The organism is Stenotrophomonas sp. a6, from assembly GCF_030913325.1.
GTDB classification, from domain to species: domain Bacteria; phylum Pseudomonadota; class Gammaproteobacteria; order Xanthomonadales; family Xanthomonadaceae; genus Stenotrophomonas; species Stenotrophomonas maltophilia.
This window is the reverse complement of record NZ_CP133161.1, coordinates 3,320,806-3,338,969: the sequence shown is the minus strand read 5'-3', so window position 1 is coordinate 3,338,969 and position 18,164 is coordinate 3,320,806. Positions and strand designations below refer to the sequence as shown.

The following is an 18,164-nucleotide window of genomic DNA, read 5'->3' as shown; positions in this document are numbered from 1 at the left end:
CTCTAGGGGGCCGTCTTGGGGTCGGAGTGTGGAACGGGAGCGGGAGTTCCCGGGGCGTCGCTGCGGTCGAGGGTGGCTTCGGCCTCGATCCTCAGCTGTACTGCATCACCGATGACGCCCGGCCAAGCGGTGATGCCGAACGCGCGCCGGCTCAGCGTGGTGCTGGCGGAAAAACCGGCGGTGCGTCGGAACGGGGGGAGGGGGTAGCGCTTGATGGCGTTGAGGGTCACGTCCAGCGTGATCTCCTGGCTGACCCCGCGCAGGGTCAGGGTGCCGATCACGTGGGCGCGCCTGGCATCGATCGGTTCGACCCGGCTGGAGACGAAATGTGCCTTCGGGAAACGCTCGCCATCCAGAAGGCTGCGGGCCAGCGTGGCCTGGTTCCATTTGGCATCGCCAAGGTCCAATCGCGACACGGGGACCTCGACATCCAGTGTGGCCTCGCGCCAGTTGTCGGGATCGAACTGCAGGCGGCCCTCACTGCCGGAGACCGTGCCCATCGCCTGCGAGTAGCCCGCGTGGTCGATGCTGAACAGCACACGCGTGTGCACCGGATCGAGGCGATAGGTATCTGCATCCGCCCAGGCGGGAGCGGTGGCGAGCAGCATCGGCAGCAGGGCCAGGCAGGGACGCATCGATGGCGGGCTCCGGAAGGGGGACGCTGTGATCATACGCACAGGCCCCTGCCAAGGATGCGTGCATGGCTGCAACAGTTCGTGGTGGTCCTGCCCCGGCAACAGGCTGTTGCAGCCATGACCCCGGCCCTGTGTGACAATCGGGACAGGACAGGGGGTTCAGGATGACGAGCAGCTGGCGCCTGTGGTGCCTGGGCATCGCGGCAACGGGGCTGCTGCTGTTGGCGTCTGCCACGGCGGCTGCAGCCCTGGACATGGCAGAAACACCACGCCTGCGGCGCTTCGGTGCCGCCGAAGGCATGCCTTCGCGCATGGTGCTGGCGCTGGCCGAGGACCGCCAGGGCCATGTCTGGGCCGCAACCGATGGCGGTCTGGTGCGCTACGACGGCAGCTCGCTGCGGGTCTGGGAACATGACCCGGAACAGCCCGGTTCGTTGCCCGGCAACGAGATCGAGACCCTGCTGGTCGATCCGCTGGACCGTGTGTGGGTGGGCATCAATGGCAAGGGCGTGGCCCGCCTGGATGCCGACCGCGAGCGGTTCAAGACCTTCGATGCGGTCAATGGTCCGTGCCTGGGCCAGTTCTGGACGCTGGCCTATGCCGGGGATGCGTTGTGGATCGGCACCAGCAGTCAGGGTATCTGCCGGTTCGGGGAGGACGGCAGTCTGCGCTTCTTCAAGCACGACCCGGCCCGTGCCGACGGCCTGCCCAGCAACACCATCTACAGCAGCCTGGTCGATGCTCGGGGGCGCCTGTGGATCGGTACCGAGGCCGGCGTCGCACGCTGGAATGGCCGTGACTTCGAGCCCGTGGCACCGCACGCGCTGGGCGCATTGAGCGTGCTGCGGATGAGCCGCGATCCGGATGGCTCGATCTGGGTCGGCAGCCAGAACGATGGCCTGTATCGCATCGATGCGCAGGACCGGGTCAGTCGTCCGCGCTGGAGCGACAGCGCCGGCCTGCGCTCGGCGCTGGTGCTGGCCGATCGCCAGGGCGGCTACTGGGCGGGCACGTCCGATGGCCTGCTGCGTGGCGACGCAAGTGCGCTATGGCGGCTCGACGGCGACCGCGGCAGTGGTTTCCTCACTGCACAGAGCGGTGTGCTCGATCTGCTGCAGGACCATGAAGGCGGATTGTGGGTCGCCCTGCTGACCCAGGGACTGGCCTACCTCCCGCCGGACTGGCGCCGCTTCTCGATCTGGAACCAGCTCGATGGCAAGCCGCTGGACAGCCAGTACCTGCTGGGCGCGGCCAGTGATGGCCAGAACTACTACGTGGGTTCGGCGCACGGCGTGTATCAGCTGGACGCACATGGCACGTTGCGCCTGCTGGCCAGCGACCGCGAGATCGGCAGCGGTGCGGTGTGGTCGGTACTGCCGCGGTCGGACGGGCGCCTGTGGCTGGGGCGTGCCGGCCGCATCAGCGTGTATGACCCGGCTACCCGCGCGCTGCACGACTGGCACATCGGTGGAGGCGCCGATCTGCGCCAGCGCATCGACCTGATGCGGCAGGCACCCGATGGCACGGTCTGGCTTTCGGTGATGAACCTGGGCCTGCAGCAGCGCAGTGCGGAGGGCCGGGTGCTGCGCAGCTATCCTCTCGACGATTTCCGCAAGGCGGCCGACTCACCCATCGAGCAGATCCGCTTCGATGCCCATGGCAAGGCATGGGTAATGGGCGACATGGGCATCTGGCGTGAGCAGGCCGGTCGCTTCGAAGCGGTGCCGGGGGTCTCGCGCGGGCTGATCTACGACCTGGTGTGGGTGGATCCGCAGCAGTTGTGGCTGGCCCGCCAGGGCGCGCTGGAGCGCTACCAGTGGGATGGCATGAGCCTGCGCCTGATCCAGCGCATTGATGGAAGCGCCGGTGTGCCGCCGGTCAGCATGGGGGGCCTGGCATTGGCCGACAATGGCCGGGTGTGGGCGACCACGCCGCGCGGCCTGCTGCGCTGGGACCCGAAAGCACGACGCCTGCAGTTGTTCAATGAACGCGATGGCCTGTCCGATGCCGAGTTCACCAGCCGGCCGCCAGCGGTGAATGCTGATGGTCGCGTTCTGGCCGTCGCCCAGACCGGCCTGGTTGCATTCGACGTGAATGCCGACGACGTGGTGCTGCCCGGGTCGTCGCTGGTGATTGCCGAGGTGCGCGTGCGCCGCGACGATGCACGCGGCTGGCAGCCGCTGCCGAACACCGGCACCCTGCTGCTGGGACCGGATGATCGCGACCTGCAGATCGATGCACGGTTGTTGTCGTATGCCAATCCCCAGGGCAACCGCTACCGCTTCCGGGTACGCGGGTATGACCAGAACTGGGTGGAGCAGGGCGGCGACGGCCAGCGCACGCTGTCGCGACTGCCGACCGGCAGCTACGTCATCGAAGTGCAGGCGGCCACCGCCAATGGTGCATGGACGCCTTCGCAGCAGCTGCAGGTGAAGGTGCTGCCACCCTGGTGGCGCAGCGGCATGGCGATCTTCGGCTACATCCTGATCGGTTCGCTGCTGCTGCTCGTCCTGGTCTGGTCGATCCGTGCGCGCCTGCGCCGTCGCCAGCAATGGCAGCTGACCGTGCACAAGCAGGAGCTGGCCGAACAGGCCTCGCAGGCCAAGAGCCGGTTCCTTGCCACGCTGGGGCATGAAGTCCGCACGCCGATGACCGGCGTGCTTGGCATGAGCGAGTTGCTGCTGGCCACACCGCTGGACCCGGTGCAGCGCAGCTATGCCGGCTCCATCCAGCAGGCCGGCAGCCATCTGCTGCGGTTGGTCAACGATGCGCTGGACCTCGCGCGCATCGAAGCCGGTCGACTGGAGCTGGATCTGCGTCCGTTCGACCTGGCCGGCCTGCTCGACCAGGTGCAGGCGCTGATGCAGCCCATGGCGAAACAGCGCAAGCTGGATTTCCAGCGTGGCGACGATCCGCCCGGCCCGATCAGCGTCAGTGGCGACGAGATGCGCGTGCGGCAGATCCTGCTCAACCTGCTGGGCAATGCCATCAAGTTCACCGAGCGCGGTCATGTCGGCCTGGCCGTGTACCTGGAAGAGAACGGCGGCGGTCTCTGCTTCGAAGTGCACGACAGTGGTCCGGGTATCAATGCCGAGCAGCAGGAGCGGCTGTTCCACCGATTCGAACAGGCGGAGGGGCCGCGCACGGCCTCGCGCTATGGTGGAAGCGGGCTGGGCCTGGCGATCTGCCAGGAGCTGGCCGTGGCGATGGGCGGGCGCATCGAAGTGGACAGCCAGCCAGGCAAGGGCGCGCGTTTCCGGGTGCGGTTGCCGCTGCCCTGGACCCGGCAGGCAGCCGCCACGGGCGAAGCGCCGGCACTGCCGATGCTGCCGCCACTGCGCATCCTGCTGGTGGAGGACGATGCCACCGTGGCCGAGGTCATCGCCGGCCTGCTGCGCAGCCGCGGCCATGAGGTGGTGCATGTGCTGCATGGCCTGGGGGCTTTGTCGGAGATCGCTACCGACGGCTTCGATGTCGGCCTGCTCGATCTCGACCTGCCTGCGCTGGACGGCACTGCGATCGCCCGCCAGCTGCGCACCCTGGGCTACGAACTGCCACTGGTGGCGGTGACCGCCCGCTCCGATGCGTATGCCGAATCGCAGGTGCTCGCTGCCGGTTTCGATGGTTTCCTGCGCAAGCCGGTGACCGGCGACATGCTGGTGGCAGCGATCATCCAGGCTCGCGCCAAACGACAGACCACAACTTGAAAACGTCGACGCCGGGCGTGAACGGCGTGACTTTCGGTTTACCATGCCGACGCCCGCGGCGCGGGAATCATCAGGCAGCGTGAGGAGGCAATCGGTGGTGTATCTGCGGGCGGCAATGCTGCTGCTGATCCTCCTGTGCGGCCTGTCACCCGCTGCCGCGCAGCCGGTGCCACCGAGCCCGCGCCAGGTGACGGTATTCGACGGCCTGCCGTCCAATACCGTCAACCGCATGGCCGAAGACCGCTATGGCTACCTGTGGATCGCCACCAACGACGGCCTGGCCCGTTACGACGGGCGCAACTACCGGATCTGGCGTTCTGAGGATGGCCTGCGCGACAACCGCATCTGGACGGTCCTGGTCGATGCGCGCAACCAGCTCTGGATCGGGACCGAGAACGCGGGCCTGGTACGGATGTCGGCCGACCGCCGCCAGCTGCATTTCTACGACCGCAGCAGCCAGCCCTTGATGGGGACCAACACGGTCTGGAGCCTGGCGACCACGCCGGACGGTGCGATCTGGTTCGGCACCCACGAAGGTGGGCTGTACCGGCTGGACAGCCAGGACCGCCTGCAGCGTTTCCTGCCCGAGGCCAACAATCCCCGCAGCCTGCCTGCCGCCTCGGTGCCGTACCTGGCTACGCTGGCCGATGGCAGCCTGTGGGTCGGCACCAAGCATGGCGTGGCGCGCTGGACCGGCACCGACTTCGAGCGGGTCGGCACCGACGTCATTCCCAGCCTGCTGATCAATGGGTTGACCAGCGAACCCGATGGCAGCCTGTGGATCAGTACGATGGCCGGCGCCACGGTGCGTCGCCCCGACGGGCGTTTTGAATCGCCGCCCTGGAAACTGCCGCCGGGCGAGCAGGTGCTCGGCATGATGCTGCGCGATGAACAGGGCGGGCATTGGTTGGATACCCGTACCGGGCTTGGTCGGGCCGTGGATGGGCAGTACCAGACCGTTCCGCTGTACAGCGCCGTTGCGCGCGGGCCGGTGCGGCCGAACTGGACGGGCGCCTACGAGGACCGCGAAGGCGGCATCTGGTTGGCCAGTACCAATGCCGGCCTGTGGCATCTGCTGCCGCGCTGGTGGCAGTTCTCGGTGCTGTCGCGATTGGAGGACGACACCGGTTCTCTGCGCAATGCCTTCGTGCTCGGCACCAGCCCTTCCAGCAATGGCGGCATCTGGACGGTCGGCAGCCACGGTGCGCTGGACCGGTTCGATCCCAGGACGGGCAAGATCGAGCAGCACCGCACCTGGGTCAATGGCATGTACTGGTTGTCCTCGGTACGCGAGGATCGCCGTGGCCAGGTCTGGATCGGCTCGACCGATGCGTTGCTGCGCTATGACCCGAAGCGACGTGAGCTACGTCGCTGGGGCCGTGATGCCGGGGCCGACGCGACCATGGAAGGGGTCATCGAGTCGATGATGACCTGTGACGGCGACAGTCTATGGTTGATGTTGCCTGCAGGCCTGCAGCAGCGTGACCTCGACGGTCGCCTGCGCCGCCAGCTGGAAAACGGCCAGCGCGGCCTGCAGCAGGGCCAGCTCAACCTGGATGTGGAATGCGGGCCGCAGGACCACATCTGGCTGGCCAGTAGCCGTGGCCTGCTGCAGTGGCTGCCGGAAAGCGAGCGCTTCCAGCCGGTGCCGGGCGCGCCGGCGACCGCGATCCATGCGTTGCACGTGGGCCGCGATGGCCAGGTCTGGCTGTCGGAGGATGGCCGCCTGTCGCGCTACCGCTGGAGCCAGGGCCGGCTTGAACGGCAGGCCGTGGTCGGCGCGGAGCAGGGCTACCCGGCGATCTCCGCTTCCGGGCTGGTGGTCGACGCACAGGGGGTGGCCTGGGCCACCAGTGCGCGCGGCCTGGTCCGGGTTGGCGCCGACGGCCAGAGCGTGCGCCTGTACGGCGTGCACGACGGTCTGCCCAGCCAGGAGTTCCGCGAGCACACGTTGACGATGTCCGGCGATGGCCATCTGGTGGCCGGTACCCCGGCCGGCGTGGTGGTGTTCGACCCGGAACAGGTGCGTCCGTCGGTGCGGCGGGCGCCGTTGGTGATCGAACGGGTCGAAGTCCGCCGCAACGAGCAGGTACTCGACCTGACCCATGACACGCCCTTGCAGATCGCCGATGGTGACCGTGACCTGCGCATCGTCGCGCGACTGTTGTCATTCGCCGATTCGGCCTCCAACAGCTACCGCTACCGCCTGGCCGGCTACGACCCCGATTGGGTGGAAGTGGGGCCGGCCGGTGAGCGCCTGTTCTCGCGCCTGCCGCCGGGCAGCTACCGCCTGGAGGTACAGGCGCGCTCGGCCGACCATGTCTGGTCGCGGGTGCAGAGCCTGGAATTCCGTGTACAGCCACCGTGGTGGCGCAGCCTGTCCGGGCTGCTGGTGCTGGCCTCGATCGCGCTTCTGCTGACCAGTTGGTTTGCCTGGTTGTATCGCCGTCGCCTGCAGCGGCGCCATGCCTATCAGCTGGCACTGCATAAACAGGAACTGGCCGAACAGGCCTCGGCGGCCAAGACCCGCTTCCTGGCCAATCTCGGCCACGAAATCCGCACGCCGATGACCGGTGTGCTCGGCATGAGCGAACTGCTGCTGGCCTCGCCGCTGGACCCGCAGCAGCGCGGCTACACGCAGTCGATCCGGCACGCAGGCGAACACCTGCTTCACCTGGTCAACGATGCACTGGACCTGGCACGGATCGAATCCGGACGGCTGGAACTGCAGTCCAAGCCGTTCGCGCTGAGCTGCCTGCTGCAGGACCTGGCCGCGCTGATGGGACCGCTGGCAGCGCAGAAGGGTCTGCGCTTCACCCTCGACAACCAGTTGCCGCCGGGCCTGCAGGCGACCGGCGATGCGATGCGGGTAAGGCAGATCCTGCTCAACCTGCTCTCCAACGCGGTCAAGTTCACCAGCCGTGGAACCATCACCCTGCATGCGCGCAGCGACGGCGAGCTGCGCGCGTTGCATTTCGAAGTGCGCGACACCGGGCCGGGCATCAGCCAGGAACAGCAGCAGCGCCTGTTCCGCCGCTTCGAGCAGGCCGATGGCGCCCGCACCGCGGCGCAGTACGGCGGCAGCGGCCTGGGCCTGGCGATCTGCCGCGAACTGGCGCAGGCGATGCAGGGGCGTATCCAGGTCGAGAGCCAGCTCGGCCGCGGCACGTGTTTTGGCGTGACCCTGCCGTTGCCGCTGGTGGTCGATGCCAATGCAGAGTCCGAGGGCGAAGTGCACCGCGAGGATGCGGCCAACATGCCGCCATTGCGCGTGCTGCTGGTCGAGGATGATGCAACCGTGGCTGATGTGGTGCGCGGGCTGTTGAGTGCGCGCGGCCATGAAGTGGTGCATGCGGGCCATGCGCTGGCGGCACTGCGCGAGATCAGCGCAGGGGATTTCGACGTCGGCCTGCTGGATCTGGACCTGCCGGGCCTGAGCGGCTTCGAGCTGGCCCAGCACCTGCGCAACCAGGGCTACATGCTGCCACTGCTCGCCGTGACGGCACGGACCGATCCAGACCTGCAGCAGCAGGTGGAAGCGGCCGGCATCGGTGGTTTCCTGCGCAAGCCGGTGACCGGTGAGCTGCTGGTGGAAGCGATCGCCAGGGTCATGGGACGGTAGGGCTTATTGCAGGGCTTGCAGCCCTGCACCTGCTGCAAGCCGGAGCAACAGCAACAGCCGAAGCAAAAGCTGGTTTCCCGTGGGATGGCGGGGCGGTGCCGGAGTGCGGGGACGCCGCAAGTACGTCCTTGTAGGCTTGGCAGCCGCATCCATGCGGCTGACACCCCGCACTCCGACACCACCCCGCCTTCGACAGAATTCTGCGATCTGCAGTAGATCCACGCCATGCGTGGATGGTTTGCGATCTCAGTTCGACATATTCGATCTCGATGGAGATTCATCCATGCATGGCGTGGATCTACCCGATCGCGAAAATCTGTCAGAGGTGGGGCGGTGTGGGCTTGCAGGACCGTTGGCGCCATGGATGGCGCCATCGAGCCCCCAGGGACGGGTTTACGGCGTGTCCTGCAAGCCCACACCGCCCCACCACCCACGAAATGCCTGCTTTTGCCGTTGCTGTTGCCTTGGCTTGAAGCCTCTGCAGGTGCAGGGCCGCAGGCCCTGCCGAACCACCCTCACTCCGCAACGTGCTCGACCTGCCGTGGCTCCGGCTTGGTATCGGGCAGCTGCCAGAAGATCATCGTCGAGGTCAAGGTGATCGCGCCCACGCACAGGAACGTGGCATGCAGCGCGGCGGTGGCGCTGTTGCTGTCCAGGTGGTTGCCGAACGCGGCCAGCAGGCTGCCGGCCGCAGCAGCACCAAAGCCGGCGGCGAGCATCATCACCATCGACAGCAGGCTGTTGCCGGAACTGGCGAACTCACGGTCCAGATCGCGCAGGGTCACGGTGTTCATCACGGTGAACTGCAGCGAATTGACCGCGCCGAAGAACGCCAGCTGCAGCAGGCGCCAGGCCAGGTGCTGGCCGGGTGTCATCAGGATGAAGCTGGCCATCGCCAGGCCCACCAGCACGGTGTTGACCATCAGCACGCGGCGGTAGCCGTAGCGCTCCACCAGCTTCACCGCCAGTTTCTTTGAGACCATGCCGGCGGCTGCCACCGGCACCATCATCAGGCCGGCGTTCATCGGGCCCAGGCCCAGGCCGACCTGCAGCAGCAACGGGATCAGCATCGGCATGGCGCTGCTGCCGATGCGCGAGAAAAGATTGCCGAGAATGCCGATGCGGTAGCTGGGTACGCGGAACAGCGCCAGCGAGAACAACGGCGCCGTCGAATTGGCAGCGTGCAGCCAGTAACCCACCAGCGCCGCCAGCCCTGCAACGGTCATCAGCATCACCAGCGCGTGTGGCGTGCCCAGTCCGGAGATGCCGTCCAGCGCCAGTGACAGCACCACCATCGCGAAGGCCAGCATGATGTAGCCACGCAGGTCGAAACGGGTGCGATGGCTGGCGTAGTGGTCGGGCATGATCCTCATCGCGGCGATGAATCCGATCACGCCGATCGGCAGGTTGATCAGGAACACCCAGTGCCACGAGGCGATCTCCACCAGCCAGCCGCCCAGAGTGGGGCCGATCAGCGGGCCGACCAGGGCCGGGATGGCGATGAAGCTCATCGCGCGCAGGAAATCCTCGCGCGGCACTGATCGCATCACTGCCAGCCGGCCGACCGGCAGCAGCATGGCACCGCCGATGCCCTGCAGCACGCGCGCACCGACCAGCTGGTGCAGGTGCTGGGCCAGCGCGCAGGCCAGCGAGCCGAGGGTGAACAGAATGATCGCCACCAGGAAGGTGCGACGGGTGCCGTAGCGGTCAGCGATCCAGCCCGAGGCGGGAATGAAGGTGGCCACCGCCAGCGCGTAGCTGAACACCACCGACTGCATCTGCAGCGGGCTTTCGCCCAGGCTGGCCGCCATCGCCGGCAATGCCGTGTTGACGATGGTCGAGTCCAGCATCTGCATGAAGATCGCCAAGGACACCAGCCACAGCAGGGGGCGCTGGCGGTTGTAGGTCGATGGCGATGTGGACATGGGGTGCGGCCGGTGCAGCGTGGGGGATGCCATGATCGCGCACTGTGGGTCACGGCGCGATCAACATCGCGCCGCAACCGTATGCCGAATGCTCAGCGCTGGCTGTGCGCGTGCACCGCGTCGACCAGCACCTGCACGTGGGCCGGGTCCATGTCCGGCGACATGCCGTGGCCGAGGTTGAACACGTGGCCCTCGCGCGAACCGCCATTGCCGGCGGCGTAGGTGTCGAGCACCCGCGCTGCGGCTGCGGCGATCGCATCCGGCGAGGCGTACAGCGTGGTCGGGTCGAGGTTGCCCTGCAGCGCGACGCGGCCACCGGTGCGGCGCATCGCCTCGTCCAGGTCCAGCGTCCAGTCCAGGCCCAGTGCATCGGCGCCGGTCTGCGATAGCGCTTCCAGGTGCAGGCCGGTACCCTTGCCGAACAGGATCAGCGGCGTGCGCTCGCTGCCTTCGCCGCGCTCCAGGCCCTCGGCGATGCGCTGCAGGTAGCGCAGCGAGAACTCGCGGTACATGGCCGGCGACAGCACGCCGCCCCAGGTGTCGAACACCTGCAGCGCCTGCGCACCGGCCGCGCGCTGCGCGCCCAGGTACGCAATCACCGCGTCGGTGGCGACCTCCAGCAGGCGGTGCAGGGCCTGCGGATGGTTCAGCGCCATTGCCTTGATGCGCGCGAAATCCTTGCTGCCGCCGCCTTCCACCATGTAGCAGGCCAGTGTCCAGGGGCTGCCGGAGAAGCCGATCAACGGTACCTGGCCGTCCAGCTCCCGACGGATCAGGCGCACTGCGTCCATCACATAGCCCAGGTCCTGCTCCATGTCCGGTACCGCCAGCCGGGCGATGGCCGCTTCGTCACGCACCGGATGACGGAACTTCGGGCCTTCGCCTTCAACGAAGTAGAGCTCCAGGCCCATCGCATCGGGAATGGTGAGGATGTCCGAGAACAGGATGGCTGCGTCCAGCGGGAATCGGCGGAGCGGCTGCAGCGTGACTTCGCAGGCGATCTCCGGGTTCTTGGCCATGGCCAGGAAGCTGCCGGCCTTGGCCCGGGTTGCGCGGTACTCCGGCAGGTAGCGGCCGGCCTGGCGCATCAGCCAGACGGGGGTGCAGTCCACCGGTTCGCGGCGCAGGGCGCGCAGCAGGCGATCGTTGCGGAGAGGGCTGGTCACGATGGGCATTCCTTGGACGAAAGTTGGCAGCGGCGTCAGTCGCCGTGCGAGAGGATCTGGAAGCCGCGATGCAGTTCGGCATCGCGGGCCTTCTCGAAGGCATGACGGGCTTCGTCAGCCTGCAGGAACAGCTCGCGCCGCAGCTGCGAGCGGTTGCCGACGCGGCCGCTCTCGCGCAGCAGCTCCCAGCCGCCGAACAGGTCCGGCTGCAGGCTCAGGCGCAGGAAGCGCGGTGCCTGCGCACCGGCGTCGGGATGTTGCAGGTAGACGTGCATGGGCCGATTGTAGCGGGGCCAGGGTGACCCCGGCCGCAACGCGGTCGTGCCGGCCGCTGGCCGGCTTCCTCGTTGCTGACGTTGCCGGCCAGCGGCCGGCACTACCGGGCCGACAGCACCTTCAGCACCGCCGCCTCATCCACGTCCGGCACCACTTCGGCGCGGCCCATGCCGCGCCACAGCACCAGGCGCAGGCGGCCGGCCACATTCTTCTTGTCCAGCCGCATGCGGCCGAGCAGGGCCTGCGGGTCCAGCCCGGCCGGGATCGACACCGGCAGGCCGAGCCGTTCCAGCAGCGCCTGCAGGCGTGCGCGATCGGCATCGTCGGCCAGGCCCAGGTGAGTGGACAGCTTCGCGGCCAGTACCATGCCCACCGCGACCGCTTCGCCGTGGTTCAGTGCATCGCGGCCCGGGGCCGAGTAGCCCTGCTCGGTCTCGATGGCATGGCCGAAGGTATGGCCGAGGTTGAGCAGGGCGCGCTCGCCCTTCTCGAACGGATCACGCTCGACGATGGCAGCCTTGTGCCGGCAGCTGCGCGCGATGGCTTCGGCCAGTACCGCATCCTCGCCGGCCAGCAGCGCATCGGCATGCTGCTGCAGCCATTCGAAGAACACGGCATCACCCAGCGCGCCGTACTTCACCACTTCGGCCAGGCCGGCACGCAGCTCGCGCGGCGGCAGGGTGGCCAGCACACGGGTATCGGCGATCACCGCGCGCGGCGGATGGAACGCGCCGACCAGGTTCTTGCCGGCCGGGATGTCGACCGCAGTCTTGCCGCCCACCGACGAATCGACCATCGCCAACAGGGTGGTCGGCAGCTGCACGCAGTCCACGCCGCGCATCCAGCAGGCCGCAGCGAAGCCGGCGAGATCACCGACCACGCCGCCGCCGAGGGCGAACACGCAGGCGTCGCGGGTGGCGCCGAGCGCGGCCAGCGCTTCGATGGCACGGCCGAATTCGGCCAGCGTCTTGGAGGCTTCGCCCGCGGCCAGCACATGCTCGCCGACGATCAGGTCGGGGCGTGCGGTCAGAAGGGTCTGCTTCACGGCATCCAGATAGCGCGGGGCCACTTCGCTGTCGCTGAGCAAAAGCACGTGGCGGCCACGCACATGCGAGGCCAGCGCGGTGCCGTCTGCCTGCGCACCGGCGCCGATGGTGATGGAGTAAGGGCGGTCGCCGCCGACGGCGACCTGCAGCAGGGCGGGGGAAGTCATGGGGTCAGGTCCTGGCGCTGCCATTGCGTGGCCAGCTTGACCACCAGGTGGGCGGTCGCGTCGGCAGCGGTGTACGGGTCGGTATCAAGGGTGATGTCGGCCAGTTCGCGGTACAGCGGGTCGCGGTGCGCGGCCAGATCGTGCAGCACCTGCTCACGGTCCGGGCGCTGCAGCAGCGGCCTGCCTTTGTCGCGGGCCAGGCGTTCCAGCTGCGCGGTCACGCTGACCCGCAGGTAGACCACGAAGCCGCGCTGGGCGATCAACGCACGGTTGCCAGGATCCAGCACCGCGCCGCCGCCGGTGGAGACCAGCTGGCCGCGACCTTCCAGCACGCGGGCAAGCGCCTCGCGTTCATGGCTGCGGAAGCCGGCTTCGCCGGAGTGCTCGAAAATGGTCGGGATGCTGGCGCCGGCGGCATCGACGATGGCTTGGTCGACATCGACGAAGTCCAGCGTGAAGCGCTCGGCCAGGCGGCGGCCGATGCAGGTTTTGCCGGCGCCCATCGGGCCGATCAGGATCAGGTTCGGAGCAGGATTCATGCCCTGTGATGCTAACACCTCCGTGCCCTGGCCTTTACGTCCTTCACGTCAGGGTAGGCGTTCCTGCGGGGTTTCCCGCGCCAACCGGAGTACAGGCCATGACGGTCGCGAAGGTCATCGAAATCACCGCCTCCTCGCCGAAGAGCGTGGAGGACGCCGTGCGCAGCGGTCTGAAGAAGGTCTCCGAGACGGTCAAGGGCATCCAGGGCGCCTGGGTGAACGAGACCAAGGTGGTGACCAATGGCAGCGGCGAAATCACCGAATGGCGGGTCAACCTGCGGGTGACCTTCCTGGTGGAATAGGCGCGCTCAGCGCACGTCCTGCACCTGTCGCTGGCCGTCCAGCACCACCACGTGGTCGGCCAGGGCGGGCAGGGCATGCAGCGCCTGGCGGCTGACCCGCTCGTAGTACTGCACGAAGCGCTCCAGCTGTGGCCGGCTCATGCCGTGCCGGCCCGGCTGCGCGGCCTGCAGGTTCTGCTCCTGCTGCCAGCGCCAGCGCGGTACCACCGAGAAATCCGGCGGCTGCAGGAACCACAGGCGGTCGCAGCGCTGCCACAGCGCCGGGTAGTCGTGGGCCAGCGCCTGGTTGCACCAGCGCCGCCAGCGACCGTCGGCGTCGGCTTCGCGCTCCAGTGCGTTCAACGGGCTGTCCAGCGCGTCGTCATCCTGCGCGGGGGTGCCCAGGAACCAGCCTTCGAAGACCAGCAGGTCCAGCGGTTGCTGCAGGCGCGGCCAGTGCGCTTCGGGCAGGCGTTCATCGGCCAGCTTGTCGAAGCGCGGCATCGCGAAGGGCTGGCGTGTGGCCACGGCGTCCAGCACTGCATGGGCCAACGGCAGGTCATGGGTGCCCGGCGGGCCTCGGGTGATCAGCAGCGGGTGCACCTGGCGGGCCAGCCGCTGCCGCTGTGCGCGGGTCAGGTAGACGTCATCGATGGACAGCGTGGCGGCGTTCAGGCCGCGCGACTGGGCGCGCGCCACCACCTGCGCGGCCAGCGTCGATTTGCCGCTCCCCTGCAGGCCGCTGATCGCCAATACTGGAACCGCTGCAGCGTTGCCCAGTGCATCGTCCAGCACCTGTTCGGCCAATGTTTCGGGGAATCCTTTCACCTGGGGCATATACGCAGCAGCGGCCATGCAGCCACAATAGCCCAATCCGTGTGAGAAGAACGCAATCATGAGCGACCTGTACGCCGAAGCCCTGTCCACGTTTGCCGGCCTGTTCGAAGAGGCCAAGCAGAGCCGCGAGGTCGAGCCGAACGCGATGACCGTGGCCACCGCCGATACGGACGGGCGTCCCTCGGCACGTACCGTGCTGCTGAAGGCGTTCGATGAGCGTGGTTTCGTGTTCTACACCCACCTGGACAGCCACAAGGGCCAGGAGCTGCAGGCCAATCCGCAGGCCGCGCTGTTGTTCCTGTGGCGCAGCCTGCGCGAAGCCGGTATCCAGGTGCGCATTGAAGGCCGTGTCGAGCAGGTCGCCGATGCCGAAGCCGATGCCTATTTCGCCAGCCGCCCGCGCATGAGCCAGATTGGCGCGTGGGCCTCGCAGCAGTCGAAGACGCTGGCAACGCGCGAGGAGTTCGACGCGCGCGTGGCCGAGGTCGAAGCCCGCTTCGAGGGCAAGGATGTGCCGCGCCCGGAGGGCTGGAGCGGCCTGCGCGTGGTGCCCGACCGCATCGAGTTCTGGTACGGCGCGCAGTTCCGCCTGCACGAACGCTGGTGCTATGAAGCCGGTGCCGAAGGGCGCTGGAGCAAGCGCCTGCTGTACCCGTGATCGACAGTGCGTCCACGATCCGCCAGGCCACGCCGGCCGATGCGGCCGCGTGGGCGCAGTTGCGTCTCGGCCTGTGGCCTGATGCCGATGATCCGCTGGAGGAACTGGCGCAGTCGCTGGCAGATGCCGAAGGTGCTGTGTTCTTGGCCTGTGCGGCGGATGGCGAGGCGGTTGGTTTCGCTGAAGTGCGCCTGCGCCATGACTACGTGAACGGCACCGAGTCTTCGCCGGTGGGGTTCCTGGAGGGCTGGTACGTGCAGCCGCAGTGGCAAGGCCGCGGCGTCGGTCGCGCCCTGCTGGCGGCGGTGCAGGCGTGGACGCGCGATGCGGGCTGCCGCGAACTGGCTTCGGACAGTCGCGTGGAAGACGTGCAGGCTCACGCCGCGCATCGGGCCTGCGGCTTCGAAGAGACCGAACGGGTCGTCTATTTCCGCATGCCGCTGGAGCCATCGGCGTGAATCGCGTGGCGCTGTACCGCGTAGTGGTGTTCGTGCCGTCGGCAGCACTGGGCGCGGTGAAGCAGGGCATCCTGGCGGTGGATGCGCTGGCGGCCGGCGACTACGAGCACGGTATGTGGTGGTCGGCGCCGGGGTTCGAGCAGTTCCGCCCGCGCGTGGGTGCGTCGCCCGTGCAGGGTGAGGCGGGGCGCACCGAAGTGGTCGACAGCGTACGCCTGGAATTCTGCCTGCCGCGCGATCCGCAGCGGCTGCAGCGCATCTTCGAACAGGGCATCGTGCCGCATCATCCGTGGCAGGTGCCGGTGGTGCAGGTGGAGGAAATCGAGCTTCTGCTGGCCGACGCACGGCGGTTGTAGAGCCGTGCCATGCTCGGCTGCTGCTCCGACGCATGAGGCAGTCGAGCAGGGCTCGACTCCACAAGAGCAGGCTGTCGCAAATGGACCGGCTTGCTTCATCTGCGAGCAGGCCCATAACCGGCACACTCCGATGGATGATCTCGACTTCCGGAGTTGCCATGCCCTCCTGGCGTTGCCTGTTTGCGGTGCCGCCGCCGCGTCACGGCGTGGAAGCGTTCCTGCTGTTGATCGCCCGCATCGTCGTCGGGGTGATGTTCTGCGTGTCCGGCTGGAACAAGGTGTTCACCGATGCGGGCCGTGAGCGCATGGTGCATACGCTGGTCGATGCGGGGATCCCGTTCCCGGTATTCAGTGCGCCGGTACTCGGCGGCATTGAATGGATTGCGGGCGGCCTGCTGGTGCTGGGCCTGCTCAGTCGGCCTTCGGCCCTGCTGCTGGCGGGGATCTGTGCGGTGGCGGCGCTGACCGATGGCATTGCGCGCATTCCTGCGGGATTGAGCGTGCCGGATTGGTTGAGCTGGTTCTTCTACTTGAGCGAAGTGCCGCTGGGTGTGTTGCTGCTATGGATTGCCGCAGTGGGGAGTGGACGGTTCGCGATCGAAGCGCGTCGGGCACGCTGATTGCACTTTATTCGGCGCCCGGCCGACGAGCGTGCTGTAGCGCCTGGACGCTCCAGTAGATCCACGCCATGCGTGGATGGGGTGATTGGGAAAGGCGGTGCGAACCAGGGTTCGCACCCACCGGGGATCGCTTCGCACCGCCCAGGCATCGGGTTGCCCTCAACAGACATCGGCATCGGTTCGCCACGGCCAGAGATCGGTGTGCACCAGCCAGATGGCAGGACGTTACAATCCCTCCGCGCGCAGCCAGCGCCACAGTGTGGTGCGTGAGACGCCCAGCGCCTGCGCCATCCCCTCGCGGTCATTGCGGTGTTCCTGCAACAGCGTTTCCAACTGCGCACGCGGCGGCCGCTTGCCGTTGCTTTCCACTGGTAGCGCAGCGGCGCCCTCATTCACCAGCTCGGGTGCCAGCTGCAGCAGTCGCGCGGCATCAATCAGCCCTTCACCGGGTTGCCAATGGATGCGCAGGCGATCCACCAGATTGCGCAGTTCGCGCACGTTGCCTGGCCAACTTGCGGCGGTCAGCACCGCCCGTGCATCCTCACCCAGTGGCGCGTCGATGCCGCGCAGCTGGCGGAAGAAGTGCTGTGCCAGCAACGGGATGTCACCACGTCGCGCGCGCAGCGCGGGCAGGGTGATGCGCAGCGCCGCCAGCCGGTAGTAGAGATCGCGGCGGAAGCTGCCGGCCGCCACACGCTGCTCGAGCGACTGCAGGGTCGCGGCCACCACGCGCAGGTCGACCGGGGTCGGTTCGGTGGCGCCCACGCGCAGCACTTCGCGTTCTTCCAGCACGCGCAGCAGGCGGGTCTGCAGCGGCAGCGGCAACTCGCCGATTTCATCCAGGAACAGGGTGCCGCCGTCAGCGGCCTCAACCAGGCCGACGCGGCCGCCACGGCGTGCGCCGGTGAAGGCGCCATCGCTGTAGCCGAACAGCTCCGCTTCCAGCAGCGATTCGCTGATCGCGCCACAGTTCAGTGCCACGAAGCGGCCACGGCGTCCGCTGGCGGCGTGCAGCTGGCGCGCCACCAGTTCCTTGCCGGTGCCGGTTTCGCCGGTGACCAGTACGGTGCTGTCATGCGGGGCGTACAGCGCGATCTGTGCGCGCACCTGTGCCATGGCCTCGCTGTCGCCGAGCAGGTCGTGGGCATCGCTGCGCGGTGCGGCACGGCGGCGCGGCGCGGGCCGGCTGCCGCCGGAGCGGGCCAGGGTCTGGGTCAGTTCCAACGCGTGCTCGAACGCTTGCCGTACCGAATCTGCCGAGTACAGCAGCACGCCGGGCAGGCCGGCCTGTTCGGCGTGGTCGATGGCCATGCCGGTGCCGACGATCACCTCGATGCCGTTGGCGCGCAGGTCGGCGATGCAGTCGCGGGCGTCCTCGCGGGTGACGAAGCGGCGGTGTTCGATGTCCAGGCCGAAACTCTGCTGGAAGTTGCTGAACACCGGCACGTCGCTGGCGTGGGTGACCAGGCCGATACGGCCGGCGATCCGCCGTGCGCGCGCCAAGGCTTCCATCAGGTCGAAGCCGTTGGCCTGGATCGGCACCAGCGGCAGCTCCAGCCGGCTGCGCAGCCAGGCCGCGTTGGAGCCGCCGGCGATGACCACGTCGCAGTGCTCGCGACGCAGACGTTGGCCGATCACGTCCACCGCTTCCTCGAAGCCGAGGTTGATCTGCTCGATACGCGCGCGGCGATCGAACTCGGGAATGACGTCGCCGAGAAGACCGGTCAGCCGCGAGACGCTGACGGTCCAGATCACCGGCCGACTGGGGTCGGCATCGGCGTGGCGCAAGGGCGAGCGGGGCAGGTACATGGCGGCGCGCGTTGGACGGGATGTTTCATGATACATCTGTTTCAATGTTTCATATGTTTCAC

At 67.9% G+C, this 18,164-nt stretch carries 15 protein-coding genes; 7 read left to right on the top strand and 8 right to left on the bottom strand.

All coding sequences use genetic code 11. The features are described from left to right. Window positions 1-2 precede the first annotated feature (2 nt). Window positions 3-635, bottom strand: coding sequence for a YceI family protein (locus Q9Q79_RS15415; RefSeq protein ID WP_005410671.1), 633 nt, complete (start codon window positions 633-635; stop codon window positions 3-5). Between the two features lie 164 nt (window positions 636-799). On the opposite strand from Q9Q79_RS15415, the gene Q9Q79_RS15410 reads away from it, so the two are divergent. After that, complete coding sequence (locus Q9Q79_RS15410) at window positions 800-4,342, top strand: ATP-binding protein (RefSeq protein WP_049442109.1); 3,543 nt, start codon at window positions 800-802, stop codon at window positions 4,340-4,342. A gap of 94 nt (window positions 4,343-4,436) precedes the next feature. Then, window positions 4,437-7,964: a hybrid sensor histidine kinase/response regulator gene (locus Q9Q79_RS15405; RefSeq protein WP_032966941.1), complete on the top strand. Its 3,528-nt coding sequence runs from the start codon at window positions 4,437-4,439 to the stop codon at window positions 7,962-7,964. Window positions 7,965-8,479: 515 nt separating this feature from the next. On the opposite strand, the gene mdtD is transcribed toward Q9Q79_RS15405, so the two are convergent. The 5 genes from mdtD to Q9Q79_RS15380 all read right to left on the bottom strand — a co-directional run bounded on the left by mdtD (window position 8,480) and on the right by Q9Q79_RS15380 (window position 13,083). Beyond that, window positions 8,480-9,889 carry a multidrug transporter subunit MdtD gene (gene mdtD, locus Q9Q79_RS15400; RefSeq protein WP_005410668.1) on the bottom strand — a complete coding sequence of 470 codons (1,410 nt, stop codon included), beginning with the start codon at window positions 9,887-9,889 and terminating at the stop codon, window positions 8,480-8,482. Between the two features lie 92 nt (window positions 9,890-9,981). Continuing rightward, a complete protein-coding gene (gene hemE, locus Q9Q79_RS15395; protein WP_043034512.1) occupies window positions 9,982-11,064 on the bottom strand; it encodes a uroporphyrinogen decarboxylase in 1,083 nt (360 codons plus the stop codon). A gap of 26 nt (window positions 11,065-11,090) precedes the next feature. Next, window positions 11,091-11,330: a WGR domain-containing protein gene (locus Q9Q79_RS15390; RefSeq protein ID WP_005410666.1), complete on the bottom strand. Its 240-nt coding sequence runs from the start codon at window positions 11,328-11,330 to the stop codon at window positions 11,091-11,093. Window positions 11,331-11,431: 101 nt separating this feature from the next. After that, the gene (gene aroB / locus Q9Q79_RS15385; protein ID WP_065183419.1) at window positions 11,432-12,544 is read right to left on the bottom strand and encodes a 3-dehydroquinate synthase; all 1,113 of its coding nucleotides are present in this window, start codon (window positions 12,542-12,544) and stop codon (window positions 11,432-11,434) included. Continuing rightward, window positions 12,541-13,083, bottom strand: coding sequence for a shikimate kinase (locus Q9Q79_RS15380; RefSeq protein ID WP_005414151.1), 543 nt, complete (start codon window positions 13,081-13,083; stop codon window positions 12,541-12,543). The genes aroB and Q9Q79_RS15380 overlap by 4 nt, the downstream gene beginning before the upstream one ends. A 98-nt stretch (window positions 13,084-13,181) precedes the next feature. Between Q9Q79_RS15380 and Q9Q79_RS15375 the strand changes: the two genes are divergently transcribed. Continuing rightward, window positions 13,182-13,385 (top strand): dodecin family protein, encoded by a 204-nt coding sequence (locus Q9Q79_RS15375; RefSeq protein ID WP_005410663.1) that lies wholly within the window; start codon window positions 13,182-13,184, stop codon window positions 13,383-13,385. A 6-nt stretch (window positions 13,386-13,391) separates the two neighbouring features. Here the strand turns inward: Q9Q79_RS15375 and Q9Q79_RS15370 are convergent, their stop codons facing one another. Then, the gene (locus tag Q9Q79_RS15370) at window positions 13,392-14,219 is read right to left on the bottom strand and encodes a kinase (protein WP_049396070.1); all 828 of its coding nucleotides are present in this window, start codon (window positions 14,217-14,219) and stop codon (window positions 13,392-13,394) included. 40 nt (window positions 14,220-14,259) lie between these two features. Between Q9Q79_RS15370 and pdxH the strand changes: the two genes are divergently transcribed. From pdxH to Q9Q79_RS15350, 4 genes are all read left to right on the top strand, one after another. Continuing rightward, a complete protein-coding gene (pdxH, locus tag Q9Q79_RS15365) occupies window positions 14,260-14,859 on the top strand; it encodes a pyridoxamine 5'-phosphate oxidase (protein WP_065183420.1) in 600 nt (199 codons plus the stop codon). Beyond that, window positions 14,856-15,317, top strand: coding sequence for an aminoglycoside N-acetyltransferase AAC(6')-Iz (aac(6')-Iz, locus tag Q9Q79_RS15360; RefSeq protein ID WP_201864108.1), 462 nt, complete (start codon window positions 14,856-14,858; stop codon window positions 15,315-15,317). Before pdxH ends, aac(6')-Iz begins: the two co-directional genes overlap by 4 nt. Beyond that, window positions 15,314-15,673 (top strand): hypothetical protein, encoded by a 360-nt coding sequence (locus Q9Q79_RS15355; protein WP_059035121.1) that lies wholly within the window; start codon window positions 15,314-15,316, stop codon window positions 15,671-15,673. Before aac(6')-Iz ends, Q9Q79_RS15355 begins: the two co-directional genes overlap by 4 nt. 158 nt (window positions 15,674-15,831) lie before the next feature. Further along, the gene (locus Q9Q79_RS15350) at window positions 15,832-16,293 is read left to right on the top strand and encodes a DoxX family protein (protein ID WP_065183422.1); all 462 of its coding nucleotides are present in this window, start codon (window positions 15,832-15,834) and stop codon (window positions 16,291-16,293) included. A 225-nt stretch (window positions 16,294-16,518) separates the two neighbouring features. On the opposite strand, the gene prpR is transcribed toward Q9Q79_RS15350, so the two are convergent. After that, entirely contained in the window at window positions 16,519-18,102 is a 1,584-nt protein-coding gene (prpR, locus tag Q9Q79_RS15345) for a propionate catabolism operon regulatory protein PrpR (protein ID WP_201864105.1), read from the bottom strand. Window positions 18,103-18,164: the final 62 nt, after the last annotated feature.